Annotated in this window: 18 protein-coding genes; 8 read left to right on the top strand and 10 right to left on the bottom strand. The window is 44.2% G+C overall.

Annotation, left to right across the window (positions count from 1 at the left end):
• Positions 1–279: 279 nt before the first annotated feature.
• Genes AB4384_RS19570 through AB4384_RS19560 form a run of 3 tightly spaced genes read right to left on the bottom strand, consistent with a single transcriptional unit; the run spans position 280 to position 1,508 of the window.
• Positions 280–594, bottom strand: a complete 315-nt coding sequence (locus tag AB4384_RS19570) for a GIY-YIG nuclease family protein (protein ID WP_017061768.1) — start codon at positions 592–594, stop codon at positions 280–282.
• Complete coding sequence (locus AB4384_RS19565) at positions 595–1,251, bottom strand: YceH family protein (RefSeq protein ID WP_017061769.1); 657 nt, start codon at positions 1,249–1,251, stop codon at positions 595–597.
• 56 nt (positions 1,252–1,307) lie between these two features.
• Positions 1,308–1,508 (bottom strand): hypothetical protein, encoded by a 201-nt coding sequence (locus AB4384_RS19560; protein ID WP_017061770.1) that lies wholly within the window; start codon positions 1,506–1,508, stop codon positions 1,308–1,310.
• Positions 1,509–1,703: 195 nt separating this feature from the next.
• On the opposite strand from AB4384_RS19560, the gene AB4384_RS19555 reads away from it, so the two are divergent.
• The 3 genes from AB4384_RS19555 to AB4384_RS19545 all read left to right on the top strand — a co-directional run bounded on the left by AB4384_RS19555 (position 1,704) and on the right by AB4384_RS19545 (position 3,245).
• Complete coding sequence (locus tag AB4384_RS19555; RefSeq protein ID WP_004742367.1) at positions 1,704–2,018, top strand: DUF496 family protein; 315 nt, start codon at positions 1,704–1,706, stop codon at positions 2,016–2,018.
• 197 nt (positions 2,019–2,215) lie between these two features.
• On the top strand, positions 2,216–2,842 hold the full coding sequence (locus AB4384_RS19550; protein WP_017066096.1) for a D-Ala-D-Ala carboxypeptidase family metallohydrolase: 627 nt from the start codon (positions 2,216–2,218) through the stop codon (positions 2,840–2,842).
• A 166-nt stretch (positions 2,843–3,008) separates the two neighbouring features.
• Complete coding sequence (locus tag AB4384_RS19545; RefSeq protein ID WP_017061772.1) at positions 3,009–3,245, top strand: hypothetical protein; 237 nt, start codon at positions 3,009–3,011, stop codon at positions 3,243–3,245.
• Between the two features lie 31 nt (positions 3,246–3,276).
• On the opposite strand, the gene AB4384_RS19540 is transcribed toward AB4384_RS19545, so the two are convergent.
• Complete coding sequence (locus AB4384_RS19540; protein ID WP_372129990.1) at positions 3,277–5,868, bottom strand: ATP-binding protein; 2,592 nt, start codon at positions 5,866–5,868, stop codon at positions 3,277–3,279.
• 966 nt (positions 5,869–6,834) lie between these two features.
• Between AB4384_RS19540 and AB4384_RS19535 the strand changes: the two genes are divergently transcribed.
• Positions 6,835–8,271 (top strand): glyceraldehyde-3-phosphate dehydrogenase, encoded by a 1,437-nt coding sequence (locus AB4384_RS19535; RefSeq protein WP_017061774.1) that lies wholly within the window; start codon positions 6,835–6,837, stop codon positions 8,269–8,271.
• Between the two features lie 239 nt (positions 8,272–8,510).
• Here the strand turns inward: AB4384_RS19535 and AB4384_RS19530 are convergent, their stop codons facing one another.
• Positions 8,511–9,572 carry a hybrid-cluster NAD(P)-dependent oxidoreductase gene (locus tag AB4384_RS19530; protein WP_136982710.1) on the bottom strand — a complete coding sequence of 354 codons (1,062 nt, stop codon included), beginning with the start codon at positions 9,570–9,572 and terminating at the stop codon, positions 8,511–8,513.
• Between the two features lie 101 nt (positions 9,573–9,673).
• Complete coding sequence (gene hcp, locus AB4384_RS19525; protein WP_048608912.1) at positions 9,674–11,335, bottom strand: hydroxylamine reductase; 1,662 nt, start codon at positions 11,333–11,335, stop codon at positions 9,674–9,676.
• Positions 11,336–11,608: 273 nt separating this feature from the next.
• On the opposite strand from hcp, the gene AB4384_RS19520 reads away from it, so the two are divergent.
• Together AB4384_RS19520 and AB4384_RS19515 are read left to right on the top strand one after the other, a co-directional pair.
• The gene (locus tag AB4384_RS19520) at positions 11,609–11,839 is read left to right on the top strand and encodes a hypothetical protein (protein ID WP_017061777.1); all 231 of its coding nucleotides are present in this window, start codon (positions 11,609–11,611) and stop codon (positions 11,837–11,839) included.
• A 53-nt stretch (positions 11,840–11,892) separates the two neighbouring features.
• Positions 11,893–13,056 (top strand): carboxylesterase, encoded by a 1,164-nt coding sequence (locus tag AB4384_RS19515; RefSeq protein WP_048617008.1) that lies wholly within the window; start codon positions 11,893–11,895, stop codon positions 13,054–13,056.
• A 391-nt stretch (positions 13,057–13,447) separates the two neighbouring features.
• Here AB4384_RS19515 and AB4384_RS19510 read toward each other — a convergent pair whose 3' ends face one another.
• From AB4384_RS19510 to AB4384_RS19500, 3 genes are all read right to left on the bottom strand, one after another.
• The gene (locus AB4384_RS19510; RefSeq protein WP_017061779.1) at positions 13,448–14,062 is read right to left on the bottom strand and encodes a LysE family translocator; all 615 of its coding nucleotides are present in this window, start codon (positions 14,060–14,062) and stop codon (positions 13,448–13,450) included.
• A gap of 127 nt (positions 14,063–14,189) precedes the next feature.
• Positions 14,190–15,110, bottom strand: a complete 921-nt coding sequence (locus AB4384_RS19505) for a LysR family transcriptional regulator (RefSeq protein ID WP_017061780.1) — start codon at positions 15,108–15,110, stop codon at positions 14,190–14,192.
• The gene (locus AB4384_RS19500) at positions 15,104–15,565 is read right to left on the bottom strand and encodes an Lrp/AsnC family transcriptional regulator (protein WP_017061781.1); all 462 of its coding nucleotides are present in this window, start codon (positions 15,563–15,565) and stop codon (positions 15,104–15,106) included. The genes AB4384_RS19505 and AB4384_RS19500 overlap by 7 nt, the downstream gene beginning before the upstream one ends.
• A gap of 254 nt (positions 15,566–15,819) precedes the next feature.
• Between AB4384_RS19500 and yjeH the strand changes: the two genes are divergently transcribed.
• Positions 15,820–17,085, top strand: coding sequence for an L-methionine/branched-chain amino acid transporter (gene yjeH / locus AB4384_RS19495; protein WP_372129989.1), 1,266 nt, complete (start codon positions 15,820–15,822; stop codon positions 17,083–17,085).
• 16 nt (positions 17,086–17,101) lie between these two features.
• On the opposite strand, the gene AB4384_RS19490 is transcribed toward yjeH, so the two are convergent.
• Complete coding sequence (locus AB4384_RS19490) at positions 17,102–18,559, bottom strand: PLP-dependent aminotransferase family protein (protein ID WP_372129988.1); 1,458 nt, start codon at positions 18,557–18,559, stop codon at positions 17,102–17,104.
• A gap of 90 nt (positions 18,560–18,649) precedes the next feature.
• Here AB4384_RS19490 and AB4384_RS19485 point away from each other — a divergent pair, with 90 nt between their 5' ends.
• A complete protein-coding gene (locus AB4384_RS19485) occupies positions 18,650–19,309 on the top strand; it encodes a pyridoxamine 5'-phosphate oxidase family protein (RefSeq protein ID WP_102394154.1) in 660 nt (219 codons plus the stop codon).
• Positions 19,310–19,326: the final 17 nt, after the last annotated feature.

Raw genomic sequence — 19,326 nt, 5'->3', positions numbered from 1 at the left:
GCTCATTTTTTAACCTAGCATGACACCATCTCTTTGTATGGCTAATGGATATTATGTAGGACAACGATGATAAATGATAGCGTCTAACACTAATTAGAACGACATTCTAAATGAGCAATATGTTAATTTGGAATGGAGATTAAGAACAACGAGTTAAATTATGATTTCAGCCCATTCACGGTAAGAGTAATTACCATTTAAATTCATAAGCTTAGCTAGAGCCGATATAGCTCCTTACACTATTAAGATTTAATCAATAACAAACATTTTAGCTATGAATTATGAGACTTCGATATATTGAATTTTGTCTTTTTGCCACTCAATAATCAGTTTGAGTGATACCAGTTTTTCTTTGCGGGATTTGGGCAACTGCTTGATCGCGTATTCGGTTTTCAACGCCTCACTTTTTGAGCCAACACCAAAGCTCCAAACCAGCTTAAGTGGGCCTTTACCTTTTAAAGCTTTGGCGCCTTTACCGGTTTGATGTTGTTCAAATCGACGTTCTAGATTGTTCGTCACGCCACAATAAAGGGCATTGTGACGATTGCGGATCAAGTACACGACCCAATCCGCATTTTTATCAGCATCTGACATTTAAAGCAGTGATTCAACCAGAGCCTTAAGCTCTGCCACTTCTGCTCGTAGGCTTGCAACTTCAGACTCAAGCTCTTCAAACTTTTCACTCGTTGCAGAGGGGGCAGCCGCGCTTACTGATGCCATCGCAAACGCTTCAACGTCCACTTCACCGCTCAACAAATGCTGGTACCGTGATTCACGTTTACCCGCTTCGCGTGGCAGCTTCACAACCAAGGCACCTGCTTCTCTTGCAGCGAGTTTGTCTAATGTTGCTTCTACTTCTTTCACATCACTAAAGTTTGCAAGGCGACCCGTTCGAGTACGAAGTTCACCGGGTGTTTGCGCACCGCGCAGTAACATACAGCAGATGATTGCACGCTCTTGCTCTGTAAATTGCAGATCGCCGAACTCAGTGTTGCAGAAACGATGCTGATACTTATTAACACGGCTATTGAAGCTGCTCTCATCACTCACCATGCGACGTCCGATTAAACCATCAACTGCATCTAAAACATCTGACTCAGAAAGAGAGAGAACAGGTTCACGGTTACTCTTTTGATTGCATGCCGTGGTTAAACTGTTCAGTGTCAGTGGGTAATGATCGGGAGTAGTGACTTCTTTCTCGATCAAACAACCGATAATTCTCGCTTCAATTGGGGAAAGTACTGTGTTCATCGTTTTTCCTTTTTATTATTTTGATAATTCCATCTCAACACCTAACAATGCAGTAACTAGTGTTCAGACAAAATTGGTACTCGTTTCTTTCTGCCCTGTTCATCAATCATTATGATCTTAGAACGGTTTAGCTCTATTTCCACGACTTCCAAATAAGTACGCTCTTGTACATACGCATCACGAAGCTTGTTTTGTTCTGCTGAAGATTCAGTGACATTCTCGTCCAATTCTTCGTTTTCCAATTGTTGTTGATTCATTTCACATTTCGTATCAATGCAGTATCTACATGGGATACTAACTTGAACGGTAAGATAAAAACAATCACACATCAGCGAGAGTGACGAATAATTAAACAACCTTACTTTTGCTTTGATCTAAAGACTGTTACATCATCAATTGATGTGCTTTAATCAGAAGCAGACAACGTATTTGACGAATAGGAAAAGGAATCTATGAGCAGCGTATTTGAAATTGTTAACCAAGCACGACGTAAGAACAAACTTAAGCGTGAACTTTTAGACAACGAAAAGAAAGTTCGTGACAACCGTAAGCGTGTCGACCTTCTTGATAACCTACTTGATTACATCAAGCCAGAGATGACCCACGACGAGATCCTAGGCATTATCAAAAATATGAAAGCTGACTACGAAGACCGTGTTGATGACCACATCATCAAGAGCGCTGAGATTTCTAAAGCTCGCCGTGACATCAGCCGTCGCATTCGTGAACTGACAGAAGAAGACAAGCAAATCCAAGGTAAGAAGTAATCTAACCTCGCTAATTTACTTGTAACAATGTTAGTAACCCACTCTTAGTAGTGGGTTTTTTTTACCTAAACTCCAGCGTCTATACTTAAGCATCTAAACCTAACCGTCTAGGCTTAAGCGTACCTAAGCAAAATGAATGAAACTCAACAGCAGTATCAAACTAAATAACCAGTGTACACTAGCGATGGAGAGACTTTATGTACGGAAGTATTCTGATTACCTTGGCGTTATCAACGACACAACCTTACCCTGAAAAATTTGAGAAACTTTATACCGAAGAAACCGAAATCACTTATGACGATCTCGTGGTCGATGTTCATGGCTACAAGGTTCCGACCCGATCAGCATTTCGAGGTTGGATGCTCCTCAATCACGCTCAAGACCAAGTGAGAGCAATCGGACAACAACTCAAGGACAATGGCGTTACTCAGAGCATGCCTCTGCATCTCGTTCTATTGCAAGGGACGGATTGGGCAATGAGTAATACAACCTTGTTTACCCTCCCAAATAAGAAACATGTGCCAAACATGATCAATACCCTGAAGTACATACAACAATATATTGAGCCTGAAATCGGTGTTGTTATACCAGTATCTGGAGAGCGAACCGATATCTACAATCAACAAGCTGGTGGTGCACTGCGAAGTAAGCACTTAGAGTTTTGTGCCTTAGACCTAGTGCCTGCAAATGACATTACTCGCGAAGATCTACACGTGAAACTTAAAAAGATTCATTCGGAATTCGGGCAAAAAAATAATGTTGGGCTTGGTTTATATTCAGGTGTTCGATTCCACATCGATACTTGTGGGTTTAGACAATGGTAAAGAAACACGATCAAGTCATAAAGACCTGAAATTCGCACGTGTCACTTAGACTCTAAAAACAAGTGAAATTACATAAGATTATGATTTTAAATGTAAATTAAAACTGGAACGCTAATTGATATTAATAACAAGTATCATAATTATTAATAGCAATTAGGAATTCAATATGAAGACGATGACTCAACGCTTTCAAACTCTGCTTTCTGTTTCAAACTTCAGTCTAGCTATCACAACCTTGCTTATGCTTCTCAGTATTATTGTTGCTTATCCAATGGCCGATCACTTCTCACTGCCAATTCAAATCGTCGCCCACATCAGCACCATCTTAGTCGCAGCCTTGCTGAACATCAGCTATGTCGGTCGTTGCCTTGCACAATACAACCTTGGATTGGAAGTTCGTTAAGTAGCGCCGCGCTAGCCTTGATACGGGAGCCCTAGACAATATCAAGGCTACTGAAAAGATCGTACAGCTGGTGAGATTTATAGGGTTTAGGTAAGTAGGCGTTCATACCGGCTTCAAAACAATCTTTGATGTCTTCTTCTAGAACACTGGCGGTTAAAGCTATGATGGGTAATGGTGTGACTTGTTGATCGGCTTCCCACTGACGTATCGCACGAGTCGCCGTTATGCCATCCATAACAGGCATCATGCAGTCCATTAAGACTGCATCAAACTGAGCACCCTGGGTGATCACATCCACCGCTTCTTGGCCATTACTGGCAATCAAATATTCATAACCCGCTTGCTCAAGGAAGAAGCTCGCTATTTTTTGATTCATCAGATTGTCTTCAACGATCAAAATGCGTCGATTCAGAGAGCGAACTTCTTCATCTTTTGCTTCCACTTGAGGCGTTTGCTCTTCGCCCACATCGAGAGATTGTAAGCTGGTTAAGAAACGTCGGCCCAAGAATGGCAAGGTATGAGTCGAGTGGACCGTTTCTCTGATTAGGTTGGTTTTAAATAGGTGATGCTGACAAACGATGACGCGAGCAAGAGGATATATCACCTTCAACGTCGCAAGATCTTTTTCCATAGAGTGGTGCAAGGTATGACAATAAAGTATGAAGTCACTTTCTTTTACACTTTCACTAAGGGCAGCAATGGATGACACCACATTGGCTCGAACATTCAAACGCTCACACTCTTTAACGAGCTGATCGAGGTAATTGAAAGAGTTCGAGATGATGGTCGCTCGGCTCAGGTTATCGAAAGTTTGAACAGGCGCTTCTACAACATCGACATACAAACAAAAAGTGAATGTAGAGCCCTCTCCTTTCACTGAACGCGCGGTAATGTAACCACCCATCAAATCAACAAGCTGTCGACAAATCGCAAGCCCTAACCCCGTACCGCCAAATTGACGGGTAATGCTGCCATCTTCTTGAGTGAAAGGTTCAAATATGGACTCTAACTTCTCGGTCTCAATCCCAATCCCGGTATCAGACACGCTGCATTCAAGCTTGCCCCTGCCCATAGATATGGGTGTATAAGCAATGTCAGTTGTAATTGTGCCCTTAGACGTAAATTTGATGGCATTAGAAAGCAGATTGGTCAGCACCTGTCTCACGCGGTACTCATCGAAAAACAGTTGTGACGGCGTTTGATAATCGATATTGATGTCGAGCTCAATATCCTTACTTATCGCTTTCGACTGAATCACACTCACAGAGTCATAAACCGCTTCTCGCAAATCAGCATTGTGTGGTGACAACATCAAGTTACCCGACTCGATTTTAGACAGGTCGAGTATGTCATTCAGCAGCACCAGTAAAGAGTGAGAGGACGATTCGATATCCCCCAGTACTTCTTGTTGATTTGGGCTCAGTTGGCTTTGAGATAAGATCTCAGCCATGCCAATGATCCCGTTAAGTGGCGTGCGTATTTCATGTGACATATTTGCTAAGAATGCGCTTTTGGCTTTGTTAGCCGAAATCGCGTCTTCTTTTGCTGTTATCAACTCTTTGTTGTGCAGATAGTTGCGTTCCATCACTCGATTTAGGGTTTCAGTGAACTCGGCAAGCTCATCGTTCCCTTGGATACGAATCACCTTTGGCTGGCCGTAGCTATCAGCGCATTCCGACACACCTTTCAAGATAATCGACAGGTTTCTGTTTAAGCGCAGAGATGTCGCAACCCCAAGCCACATCAAAACACCAGAAGCGATGAGTATAAGCAACGTCATGACCAAGGTTTGCCTTTTCTGCAACGCGATATTCTTGGTCAGTTCAAACTGTATTTGATTGGTGTAAGCGCCAATCGCGTCTGAAATAGCCCGTTTTTTAACCTCTAAGCTTTTCAAGTGTTGATATATTTCGGGTGATGAAAAGTCCCCTTTGAGGATTCGAGATATAAATTTGTCTTGAAAATCATCTTTGGCGACCGCGTTTAGCAGTTGCCTAATTTCAGGTGAACGAGTATCAGAGCGGAAAAATGTATCAAGCAACTGTTGCTGCCTCTCTAGCGCACCTACATAGCTCAATAAATATTGATTTCTTAGCTCGGGCGAGCGATACAAACTGAAGCTTAACCACGCTTCTCTCTGAGTCCAAAACACATAATGCGTAAGATTGATAAACATCGCGTCAGCTTGACTGATCTTTTCGTCCACGATGTTAATGCGATATTCAGATAGCTCCATTAACACGCCTTTTAGCAAGTCGAAAGCATGCTCTGCCAGTTGCGTGTTGTTGTCCGTAATCTGTGTTGCGTCGTTGTTCATACTGGAGGTTACGCGAGCGAGTTTCGCTAACACACTCTTAAGCTCAACCAACTGTGGTTCAACAGTCCAATTGCTGTCGAACTGTCGAAGCTGTTTCTCGTACTGAGCGAGTCTAGCTAAATCAGCTTGCAGCTTTAAAAGCAGCAGCTCTTTCTCTGGAGAGTCATTAGACAGAACCAACCATCGATAAGCATCGCTTGAAACCGTATTAAAAAATTGAAGCGCTTCGACCTTAATACGCGTTGTTTCAAGGTGATTCATCTTCTCATCGTTCTTAAGCACTTCATTCACTGTAAACCCGAACATAATGAGTACCGAAACCGTGGAAAGAAAAATAAGACGCCATCTAATTGACATATTTATCATTTTTATAACGACTCCCTTCCCGAAAGTAATTTACCTAGCCCAAATTAAGAATAGGACATTAACAGGGGGTTATTGATCAAATTGGATATGAACAAATGATACTCTGAGCCCAGAACGAAAAATTAGAATCAACAGGCATCCAAAACAGGGCTTTAAAGCGGAGGAGTCTGCTTTACTAAGTGAGATTGAGACAAGCCGATTTTAGACAAGTGAACGTTACGTGAGAGAGGTCTACTCGAGGAGGTTTCTACAAATGAGATGTAAGCAAGCGAGGTTTTAGTGAGCAAAATGTAAACAAAAGACGTTTTCTCCAGTTATTATCACCGGCATAACAAGTACACATCCACATTCTGCGGCTCAACTAGACTGTGAATAATGACTCTGCGTGCTAACAAAGTGGATAGTTAGGTTAAAATTGTGACATCCAATCGTTTGCGTGATGCACTTTTCACACTCAAGCTAGGCTTATTCAAAGGTCAAACATCAATACTCGTTAATTCCCTTATTTATCGTTTACTGTTTACGTGTAACTTGAGTTAGCGATCACACCTTTAATGTTCAATATGACCTGTATTACATATTATCCTTTGAATTGAGTATTTTTTGACGAAAAATAAGTGCTACAGATTATTAAAGTCAATAGTCTTTATCGACGTTCAAATCTTGATTTATGGCTAATATAAAGCCAATTTACAGACATTTTGTCTGCATTTATTTTTCCTAGCAGAATAACCCGTCGTACCTTACAATCCTGCCACATAAAAATTACAAGTTACACACAAGGTATATCAGCACATTTAAGTGGCAATAAAGACCACAGACTGATGCCTCAAATCCCCTATGCTGATTGGCTTCCCTACAACCGCCATGAATGCAGAAACTTAACGTGAAAGGTCCCGAGTAAAGATGAGTCCCGAAAAGCACCTCCTAGATTGGCAAACTAGTCAAACCATTGCTGAATCCATCGCTCCAACTTTAGGTCAGTTATACCGTCAAAAAGGCGTAGAAGTTATCCTCTTTGGTAAGACCTTAGTTAACGCGACAACTATCGACATCATCAAAGCTCACCGCATCGCAAAACGTTACACTGGTTCTCCTCTTACAGCAGAACAGACTCAACCGATTATTCAACACCTTCTCTCTATGGACTTATCTCCATGTCGTATTGATGTTGGTCGCCTTGCGCATTCATTCTGGCAAGATCGCGAACACACACATGGGTTGGATGATTTCCTACAAACTGCACTTATCGAATCGCTTGAAGGCGATGCAATGACAGAACCTCGTGACGTTGTATTGTACGGTTTTGGTCGTATTGGCCGACTGCTAACTCGTCTGTTGATCGAGAAAAGTGGCCCGGGGTACCCACTGCGTTTACGTGCAATCGTTGTACGCGGCGGCAAAGATGGCGACCTAGAAAAACGTGCAAGCCTGCTTCGTCGTGACTCTGTACACGGCCAATTCAACGGCAGCATTGTTGTAGACCAAGAACGCAAAGCGATCATCGTTAACGGTAACTTCATCCAAGTTATCTACGCAAACAAACCAGAAGAAGTGGATTACACGGCTTACGGTGTTGAAAATGCACTTGTGGTTGATAACACAGGCGTATGGCGTGACGCGGAAGGCCTGAGCCAACACGTTGCGTGTAACGGTGCGAAGAAAGTGCTACTGACTGCACCTGGTAAAGGCGACATCAAGAACGTGGTATTTGGTGTGAATGAAAATGTTATTCAGCCAGAAGACACCATCATCTCTGCAGCAAGCTGTACTACTAACGCAATCACGCCAGTATTGAAAGCGGTTCACGACAAGTTTGGCGTGCTGTCTGGTCACATCGAAACGGTGCACTCATTTACCAATGATCAAAACCTAATCGATAACTTCCACTCGGGTGATCGTCGTGGTCGTGCTGCATCATTGAACATGGTACTGACATCGACTGGCGCTGCTAAAGCAGTATCAAAAGCGATGCCGGAAATGGAAGGTAAGCTAACAGGTAATGCGATTCGCGTTCCTACGCCAAACGTTTCAATGGCAGTTGCGAACCTAAACCTTGAGAAAGGCACAAACAAAGAAGAGTTGAACGAGTACCTGCGTGAAATGGCGCTGTCTTCTGCTTTGTCTGCACAAATTGATTACACAGACTCGACTGAGATTGTATCTACCGACTTGGTTGGCTCTCGTCACCCAGGTGTGGTTGACGGTGTGGCGACTATCGCACAAGACAACCGTGCCGTGCTGTACATTTGGTACGATAACGAGTTTGGCTACAGCTGCCAAGTTGTTCACTGTATGGAACAGATGATGGGTGTACGCTACAAGACATACCCAGAAGTTTAATTAACTTCGCTCTTGTAGATACGTCCATCGCAACAAGCTCCACAACATAATAACTATATCTGCGAAGTCTGTATGGACTTCGCAACCCCTTTTGTTTTACTCCCCCGTATAAACAAGAGGGTTGCCACTTAGATCTGCTCTCTCTAACTGATCTAGGTGGCCTTTTTACATCTAGCGCCCTAACTTTTATCGCTATAATAAGATCTTGTCTTCATCACTCTTGCACAGCTTTACGTCTGTTATAACTCAACCTCAACATCTGACTGAATCGAGCTTGAACATGCAAGCACGTAGCCCTGTTCAATCTGCTCTGGCGTCAATGTTTCTTGGCTGCTTGATTCCACAGATCCTTTGGTCACTTTGCATTTACACGAACCACAAATCCCACTACGACAAGCGATAATAATTGGAACGCCTGCTTTTTCTAATGAATCCGCCAATGGTGTGCCAGTTTCCGCTTCAACTTCAGCGCCGAACGCAGGCACAAATACCTTAACAGCACTATTCGTATCGTCAGCAATTTCGGCGTTTGACGCTTCTGATTGAGCATCCTGAGTAGCAGGAGTAAAGCTTTCTTGATAGAAGTTATCCATGTTGAACTCAAGCTCTTTCAGATAACTCTCAATATCTTGCATGAAGCCGACAGGCCCACACAGGTAAACCGTTCTATCTAAGATATCTGGGCTCAGTTTCACCAACCAGTTTTTATCTAAACGACCTTGAGGGGCGGTTGTTCCTTCGTTGTCTTTTAACAGCAGTTTTAAGTTGAAATTCGCATGTGATTCATCGAGCTGATGAAGTTCTTGAAAGTAGATAGTCTCAAGCTTGTTGCGTGCCATGTGGACGAAATCAATCTCAATGTCACTGTCACTGTCTTGAGACAGCCAATATTTTACCATCGCCATTACGGGTGTAATGCCACAGCCCGCACTCACTAGCGTTACTTTCTTTGTTGCCGTTGGCATGCAATCAATACAGTTAAACGAGCCTGCCGGCTTCAACACAGAAACCTCGTCACCTTCATCAAGCTCATCAACAATAAAGTTCGAAACCAAGCCACCTTCCACACGCTTGACCGTCAACTTCAGGCGGTTATCTTCGGGGCAAGAAGCCACGGAATAAGCACGGTAATCCGTTTTCGTCGGCATATCTAAACCCAAGGTGATGAACTGACCGGGCTTAAAATTGAAATGTAAGTCTTGTGGAATACTGCCAAGCTCAAAGCTGACCGTATCTGGCGTCTCGTGCCATTTCTTTAAACACACTAAATTGATTGAATCGCTATCCGACCATGCATACATAGTTCACACACCTTACTGATACTAAAGAATTAAATCTAGAAAGCCCCGCCGCTGCACGTTCCTAAAGAACAGCAACAACGGGGCTTGGGAGTGGGCTTATATTAAGCCGCTAAGATTGTTTTAAGATCTTGCTCTGGCGTTGAGATAGAACGCATGTCGAACTCGTCTTGAATAATCTTTAGTAGGTTCTCTGTTAGGAAAGCAGGTGCTGTTGGCCCTGTGTAAATGCCTTTCACACCAAGAGCAAACAGAGTAAGCAGGATAACGATCGCTTTTTGCTCGAACCAAGAAAGAACCAGTGTTAGCGGTAGTTCGTTGATGCCACAATCAAACTCTTGCGACAGCGCAAGAGCAAGCTGAATCGCTGAGTAAGCATCGTTACATTGACCAACATCGAGCAGACGTGGAATACCGTTAATGTCACCGAATTGGTTTTTGTTGAAACGGAATTTACCACACGCCAATGTCAGGATTACTGAATCTTCTGGTGCTTGAGCTGTGAAATCTGTGTAGTAGCTACGTTCAGATTTGTCGCCATCACAACCACCCACAAGGAAGAAGTGCTTGATGTTGCCTTCTTTCACTTGTTCAACAACCGCAGGCGCAGCTTCCATCAAAGCATTACGACCAAAGCCGACAGTGATCATTTGCTCGATCTCGTCATGCTTGAAGCCTTCTTGCGCAAGAGCACAATCAATTACTGCACTGAAATCGTCACCTTCAAGGTGAGCAACACCCGGCCAGCCTACGATGCTACGCGTAAATAGGCGGTCAGCGTATGAGCCCACATCAGGATTAAGCAGACAGTTCGATGTCATTACGATCGCACCTGGGAAGTTCGCAAATTCTTTTTGCTGGTTCTGCCAAGCACTACCGTAGTTACCCGCAAGGTGTGGATATTTGTTTAGTTCAGGGTAGCCGTGTGCAGGTAGCATCTCACCGTTGGTGTAAACGTTAATGCCCTTGCCTTCCGTTTGTTGAAGGATCTTTTCTAGATCATGCAGGTCGTGACCAGAAACAAGGATACAGTGACCTTGCTTCGTCTTCACATTCACAGTTGTTGGTTGAGGGTGACCAAATGTATCTGTCTCGCCTTTATCCAGCATTTCCATGACTTTGTAGTTCATCAAGCCAATCTGCATAGACGTATCTAACAGTTGTTTTAGGTCTGATGGATCCGTACCTAGGAAAGCCATGATTTCATGGTATTCAGCAAAGATAGCATTGTCAGTTTGACCAAGAACACGTGCGTGCTCCATGTAAGCTGCTGCACCTTTTAGCCCGTAAAGACAAAGAAGGCGAAGACCAATCACATCTTCGTGTTGAGAGTCGTGGCCACGGTTTACCGCCGCTTGAGGGGCAAGCGCCAATAGCTCTGAAGAGTCCGTTGGAAGGTCGAATTGAGCAGCAGCAGAAAGCGCTGGGATCTCAAAACCAATCAATGTCGCTGCCGCGCGAACCTGTTGTTCTAAGCGCTGCTTAAATTCATGAGATTGCTGTGCAAATTCAATGATACGAGCAGGGTCGAAGTTAACGTTGGTTAATGTTGCGAAAAACGCTTTTGGCGCCCACTCGTCGATTTCAGTATCAATAACATCACACGCACGGCCCAAATTGGCCCAAAAAGAAACACCTTGAAGAGAATGCACCAACACGTCTTGAAGGTCGGATACTTCAGACGTTTTTCCACACATGCCTTGTGCGAAAGAACAGCCTTTTACGGTTGGGGTTTGAATTGTTTGTTCACATTGAATACAAAACATATAAGGGCTCCAGTAATTTTTATTAACTGTAAGTACTTTGCTTACAGTGACTTATTCCAAACCCTATAGAGCATTAAGCGTGCCAACCTTTAAGTTATTGATTTTATTTAACTTAGTTTTATTCCATATTTTTAGTGCGTGATTATGACTACATATAAACTCCCTAACAGCACACATCCGTGTCATAGTGACTCTCTGAGATTTATTAACGACGTTCATGTTTCGTTCAGAATAGAAGCGATAAAGTAACAACATAGAAAAAGAGGAATGAATATGAAAAATATATTAGTTACGATTGTTGCATTGTTTACTGGCCTTTTGGCGTTATTCACAAGCTTGATCCTTGCTATTCCTTTAGCTATTGCAGCTTTAATTACTGGCAAGCGCATTCAGAATCAAATGAAGAAACAAGGTTTCGCAGCACATATGAACACTCGTCAGTCATCAACCAATGATGCCGGTGTTATTGAAGGTGAATACGAAGATCTTTCAAGCAAAAAGTAACCTAAACTTTAGTTTCAGACATAGTGAAAGCACAACAGAGACAAAATTACATAATGCAAAGAAAGCCCCTGCTAGCACTGCTGGCCTTAACGACTTTAAGTCTCGTTGGTTGTTCCAACGAGACACCGATACCCGCTTACGAAACATCTCCAGACTTACCTAGCTATCAGCAAGACAGCTTCGATGCCTACGTTAATGACACCCAAGATTGGTTATTGAAAAACCGTGTGTTCATGACGGAAGACAAGCAACTCGAGATCCAACTCAATTCACCAACCGAGTATCAACCAACCTCGCCAAACGGTAAGGCGGTGTTATTGGTTCATGGATTAGGCGACTCACCTTATTCATTTAAAGACATCGCTACGCATTTGGCAGAGCAAGGTTACTTAGTGAGAACCGTATTACTTCCGGGTCACGGCAGTCGCGTGGGTGATTTAATGCAGCCGAGCCTAGAAGATTGGCAAGGTGTGGTAGCTCATCATACGAAGTTACTTGAGCAAGAGTATGATTCTGTTTGGCTAGGCGGCTATTCAACCGGCGCGAACCTCGTGACTTCACAGGCGATGAACGATCCTAAGATCTCTGGGTTACTGTTGTTCTCTCCTGCGTTTCAACCAAGCTCGTCTGCTGTTCAATACGCAGGGCTAGCAAGCTACTTTGTCACTTGGGCTGATCAAGATCCTGAAGACAATGTGTTGCGTTACAACTCGTTGCCAATGAACGGAGCCTCGGTTTACTACGAGACATCAGAAGTCGTACGTGATGACTTACAAGATAAACACTTCGACAAACCAGTGTTTATTATGATGAGTGAAGGCGACAGCGTGATTGATACCAACTACGTTCAGCAAGCCTTTACTGAATCAATGCCGAATCCAAACAATGTGTTGGTTTGGCAAGGAGAGACGACTCTCGAGGATCCTCGCGCTGTTCAGTACAGCATGAAAATTCCAGAGCAACGTATCTCGAACGGCTCTCACATGGGCTTACTGTTCTCACCAAATAACCCTTATTACGGAATCAATGGTAGCGAGAAGATTTGCTCCAATGGTCAGGCAGAAGGCTTTGAAGAACAATGTAACGCAACCAGTGAGGTTTGGTATTCAGCTTGGGGCTATCGTGAAGAAGGGAAGAACCATGCGCGTTTGACCTACAACCCCTACTTCTCAGACTCGATGGCGAAGTTAGATGCCGTGCTGAACTCTGAAGGCTAATACGCTCAAGCCTTTCGAAACCAATCCATAGAACTCAAAAAGGCTCACTAGATAACCTCTAGTGAGCCTTTTTAATGAGTGTCGTTTCTGGTGAACGTCTAGGGTCTGTTGACCTTTAGAGCTGATTTTTGCAGCACTTTGTGGGAAATTTCTACAAGGCAGAGGCTTTGAAGTGTAGCTAGCCTACATGAGAAGCCGATAACGCAGTAGAAATGAACCACAAAGGCTGCCCGAAGGGTTCGGCTAGAATCGTTTTATGCTTTGTTAAGAAGTATTAACTTAGAATGACTAGGCTACATACTCCTTGCCGCGCCTAAAACGATTCTATCTCGAACAAAATTTAACCACTAAAAGTTAACAGACCCTAGTTACTTATTCTTATCGTTTACTGCTATATCGTCCACACCACGCGAACAGCAAGCAGGATCAGCACCACGCCAGATAGTCGATCAATCAACTGAGCTTTCGAGCGAATACGTTCAACAATCAACGGGCTAGACAGTACCAAGGTGATAAAGGTGTACCAAAGGCCGTCGACAATCAGCGGCGTTGAGACAATAATCACTTGATTGGTCAGTTCATTACCTAGCGCTACAAATTGGCTAAACAGAGCGATGAAGAACAATGCGATCTTTGGGCTCAAGATAGAGATCAAGAAAGCCTCACGAGCAGACTGCATGTAACTCATCTTTTCACCCGCTTCTAATTTCGCGGCAACACCACCTTTCGAACGTAACGCATTAACGCCAAGATAAAGCAGATAAGCAGCCCCCGCTAAGCTAATACCTTTAAATAACATTGGGGATTGCTCAAGCACAACGGCTAAACCAACAATGGTTGCGAACGCATAAATACCGATACCAGCAGCGTGTGACCAAGCTGCGATAAGCCCGTTCATACGGCCACCAGCCAAACTGTGTTTAGCGATCATCGCCAAGCTTGGGCCCGGAGACATTGCACCCAACAAGCAAATCGCTAATAAAGAAAACCAAATTGTTACTGTCATCATTCCATTCCTAATAAAATAAAGCGTTCCAGCTGAACGCTCTACGCTTAATACTCAATACTTGGCACTTACCATAATTCGCAGGAGGTATTATTTGAAATCAAAGATTATCATCACACCTATGATTTCAAGTCATACTGATATTGTAACTCGACTTTTGCATGGCTTGGAATGCTTTTTCTCGCGCCCATTTGTGGGCAGAGTCGTTGTCATATTTAGGATGCCACATTAACCAATAGGTATGCATTTCCGTATCAAATGGCAACGAAAAGTAGGTAGTATCGAGGTGTCGACCTAGGTTATAGGCGATATGTTCTGGCACGATCATCAGATAGTCGTCTTGCAATAACACAGTACCAGCAGATGAAAAGAACGGAACCTGTAAAGCCACTCTTCGCTTCAGCCCTTGCTTCTTCAATGCTATGTCCGCGTAACTGTCTTTATCTCCACCACCCGTCACTTTGATGTGAGAGTAGTGAACAATATCTTCTGCACTCAAAACCGCTTGTTGAGCCAGCGGGTGCGACTTTCGCATCAAACACACCGACTTATCTTCACCAAGTTTGATACTTGAGACATGTTCTGGCTTTGTGGGAAACATACTGGAAGCCAAATGAATCCCAGACTCGTTCAGTGCTTCAAGGTAGTTTGGCTGCCACAATCGATAAGCCAAATTGATGTTCGGCGCTTCAGCAGACACCTCTGCCACAATCACAGGAAGAATATACTGAGCGACATAATCACTCGAGGACAACACCAATTCACCTTGCCAGTCTTGCGGCTCGAAGGGTTTATCATCTAACAGGTGGTCAAACTCGCCAAGCAGGTCGTCGAGTTTGCCTTTAAGCAGAAGTGCGCGGTTGGTCGGCACCAGTTTGTTGCCATCACGGACCAGTAAAGGGTCACCACACAAATCTCGTAACTGGCTGAGCTGGCGGCTCACCGCGGATTGTGTGATATGCAAACGTTGGGCGGCACGGCTCACATGACACTCTTCAAGAAGTACATGCAGTGAACGCAGCAGGTTTAAGTTGATATTGCCTAACATGAATGCACCGTCGCATTCTGTTTGTTGAAAAACTCGGTCAAAACCGTATGAGTCATTAAGTGACGCAGATCTGGGTAGCTTTGCAGCTGATCGCGAACTCGGTTCAGGCTCTCCATGCTTTCCACTTCCACGTACAGCATCATGTCGGTCTCACCGCTAATAGAGTGGCACCATTGCACCTCATCGATACTCTGAATTTGTTTCGCGTAAGACTCACAACTATGGTCACTACTCGACATGTCGAACTTCAACAAGATATAAGCGCACACATTCTTCGTTTGGTTGGGTTCTGCCACTTGAGCGCAGTAGCCCGTAATCACTTTGTCGCTTTCCAGTTTCTTGATTCTGGCGTTCACTGCCGAGCGCGAGAGACTGACATCTCGGGCGATATCGCTCACTGAGCATCGTGCATTGGTTTTGAGAATATCCAAAATCTGGCGATCAAATTTATCCATGCTTCTGATTCTTTCCATTTATTGTTCTATTTATAACGCCTAATTTGACACAACTTTCCTACTTATAACAGCCATTCTGACAGCCGACACTTTCACGCTGAATCGGATTAATACCGTTAAAATGACGGTGTCTTACGACGTTTCGCTAGCTGTATTATTGATGTCAACAATGTATGCTCTCAATCATAACTTCTCACACACCAGAAGAAAGTTACTGGAAGACCGTGACCAGAATCAAATAGCTAGGAGAGCGAATGACACAACTCAAACAAGAAATCACGCTTATTTCAGGAATCGGACAACTCTCGACGACCTTGCTAGGCACGGGATTATTTATGATCCCTGCGATCGCAGCAGGCATTGCAGGACAGTTGTCTCTTCTTGCTTGGTTAATCCTGTTTATCGCTATTTGCCCGATTGCACTGACCTTTGCAGCATTAGGAAAACGCTACCCGAATGCAGGTGGTACTGCTTACTTTGTGCGTCAGGCATTTAGCGAGCGATTAGAAACCAGCGTGGCGTGGTTGTTTGTGAGTGTTATTCCTGTCGGTATTCCAGCGGCCATTGCACTAGCAGGTGGGTTTGCTCAACAATTGTTACCCGCCCCCCTCGACACACCACTTGGCGCTCAATCCTTTACCGTCGCCCTGCTTATTGCCGTCAATTTGATGGGCAGTAAATCTTCTGGCCGACTACAAACCGTGATCGCATTGTCGATTTTTGCCTTAGTCAGCGCTTTTGTTTGGAAAGCCGACATCACGGCAGCCGATGTTTCTCTTCCAACCATCTCGTCCGATTCGGTGTGGTCTATCGGCGCTGCGTTGGCTGTCATGTTTTGGTGCTTTGTCGGAATAGAAGCTTTTGCTCACATGGGAGAGGAATTCAAAAATCCACAACGTGACTTCCCAATCGCCATCATTGCAGGCTGTTTTGTTGCGGGGTTAGTGTACTGGGCTTGTTCAGTGGTGATTCTTAAACTGGGCGCTTACGGTTCATCTGAATTCGATGCCGCATCCATCCCGTGGGTAACAGAACAACTGTTTGGCAATGGCTTCAAAACTGTCATCAGCGTGCTGGGGTTCTTTGCTTGCTTTGCTAGCCTAAACCTTTACACACAAAGCCTGTCTCGGATGATCTGGGCTCAGGCTCGCCAACACTCTCCTACAAGTCGAATGGCTCAACTGAACAGCCGCGGCGTACCGTTTTACCCAACCATAGCAATTGGCTTTGTCGTGCTTATCTCGTGTGTGATTGGTGAACTGTCCAACTTGGACCTTGAATTCTTTCTCAAGCTCGCCAACGGTATTTTTGTTCTGGTTTATCTGCTCGCGATGTTAGCCGCTTGCCGATTACTAACAGGCGCATCTAGATACACAGCCATGCTTTCATTGGTCATCTGTACCTTGGTGTTTATCTGTTTAAGTTGGTCGATGCTCTATGCCGTGACTATCTTTGTGACATTGTCACTCCCTTGGCGAAAGTGGTTGGGTAAACCCACCGTTTCTGTCGACAAGCTGTAAACGATACCTACCAATATCACTGATAGAAAAGCCGAGCGATCTGTTTGATCTTCGGCTTTATCTCAGCCAAACGGATATTTCCAAACCCCAACACCGCCCCACTCCAATCACGAGCATCACTTGATCCATATTCATAAAAATCAAACGGACGAATGATGATATTTTGAAGATCAGCTCGTCGGCTCCACTCATGTTCAGATATACCTTGATACCACTTCACGGTCACATGTAGCCCTGCTGCCTGACTGATCACTTCAAGATCACCGTTAAACTCGCTTTCAATCGCTTCTATCATAGCTTCATACTTGAGTTTGTATGACCGGCGCATCTTTCTAATATGACGCAGCAGGTCGCCTTCTCGAACAAAATCAGCCAAAGCTTCCTGTGTGTGGGACGCCGTGTCTCCAGTGAGCGCGTCTTTGATCTCAAGACACTTCGCCACCAGACTTTCTGGTACCACTAAGTACCCTAATCGAAGGCCATTGAACATAACCTTACTCAGAGAGCCAACATAGATGATGCGATCATCGAATCCCAACTTTCCCGCCAACCCTTGCATGCTGGTATAAGGACGATGAGCAAACTGGAACTCACTATCATAGTCATCTTCAATGATCCATGACTGATGTTGATTGGCCCAGTCGATCAATTTAAGGCGCTGCTCAGTATTTAAAGTCGTGCCCATTGGGTATTGGTTACTCGGTGTGACATAGAGAGCCTTAGCGTTGCTGGACAACACTTTTTCAATATCTAGCCCCACCTTTTCACGCACACTCACACCATCCAGCTCTAGTCTCAACAGATCGATAATTTTATGCACTTGTCGATAACCGGGTTCCTCTACAAGGATTTTGTCGTCCATCGCTAACGTTGCCATTAATCCGATTGAGATGGCTTGCTGCGCACCTGCGGTGATGATGATTCTGTCGGCACTGCAATGAACCGAACGACTGCTTGCAAGATACCCACTCAACGCTTCCCTCAAGGCTGAGCTTCCCTGAACCTCTTGATTGCCCGCAATGTTCTGACGTGTAGAGTGGCGTTGCAGCAGCCTCTGCCATTTTGCAAAAGGGAACGCATCTAAGTCAGGGACTCCGGGGGCAAAGCTACGGTTAATGTCGTTCGGTGTCGCTATGTTTGCACTCGGTTTACTGACTGTTTGTTTGACCTTCGGATCCTGAATACTGTTTGGCTTAGACAAACTTAGAAAGTGTTCTGGTTGTTCAACCGAGACATAAAACCCTGAGCCTTGCTTACTCTCGATATAGCCTTCCGTGACCAGTTGTTCGTACGCGTAAATCACCGTATTTCGACTCACTGATAACTCGACGGCCAACTTACGTGTTGAAGGTAACTTACTGCCCTTGCTCCATAAATCTTGAACGATTTTCTCTCTTATCGCGTGGAACAAGGCGGTTTGACGCGTGTCGTGTTGTTCGTCTAACTGTAGGTCACCGACATCGATAGGCTGCATAACTGGATCCAAATAGTGTTTAAAAGTGGCTCTATTTAATAGACCAGTTAATCGCTACATTAATCAAAAGGCAATGATTAAGGAGCGATTATGTTATCTAACACGAAAAGAACCACGATTAAAAAAGGGGCTCACAAAGCCGTATTTGAACAAGAGAAACTGCACCAAATTATTGATGAGAGCTTAATCGCACACATTGCATTGCAAGGCGAACAAGGCCCAATGGTTATCCCGATGCTCGCGTGGCGAGTGGATGATATGGTCTACATTCATGGGGCTAAAAACAGTCGCCTACTAAAAGGGCTAAAAAAGGGAGAACCAACCTGTTTAACGTTCACCTTATTCGATGGTTGGGTGTTGGCTCGTTCGGCATTTCATCATAGTGCGCATTATCGTTCTGCTGTGGTATTGGGGTCATTTTCAGTCATCGATGACAATCAAGAAAAGGATCGCTTGTTGAATATCTTTATTGAGCAAATCGCACCGGGCAGAACCGATGAAGTGAGGCTCAGTAATGAAAAAGAACTCACTGCGACCGAGTTGTTGGCGATACCTTTAACAGAAGCTTCCGTGAAGATTGGTAAACATGGAGTGAATGATGATAAAGCCGATATGGACATTCCAGTTTGGGCTGGCGTATTACCCTATAGAACTGTTGTTGGGCCGTTAGAAACCGTTCCAGAACAAGAAGGCATCATTGAAACACCAGATTACCAACAAGCTTATGGTGAACGCTGGTATCAGAATTAACACTCGAAGATGGTGAA

The sequence above is a fragment of the Vibrio sp. 10N.261.51.A4 genome (assembly GCF_041471945.1).
Taxonomy (GTDB): domain Bacteria; phylum Pseudomonadota; class Gammaproteobacteria; order Enterobacterales; family Vibrionaceae; genus Vibrio; species Vibrio crassostreae_C.
Note: the sequence above shows the minus strand (reverse complement) of the source record. Positions and strands in the feature narration are given on the sequence as shown.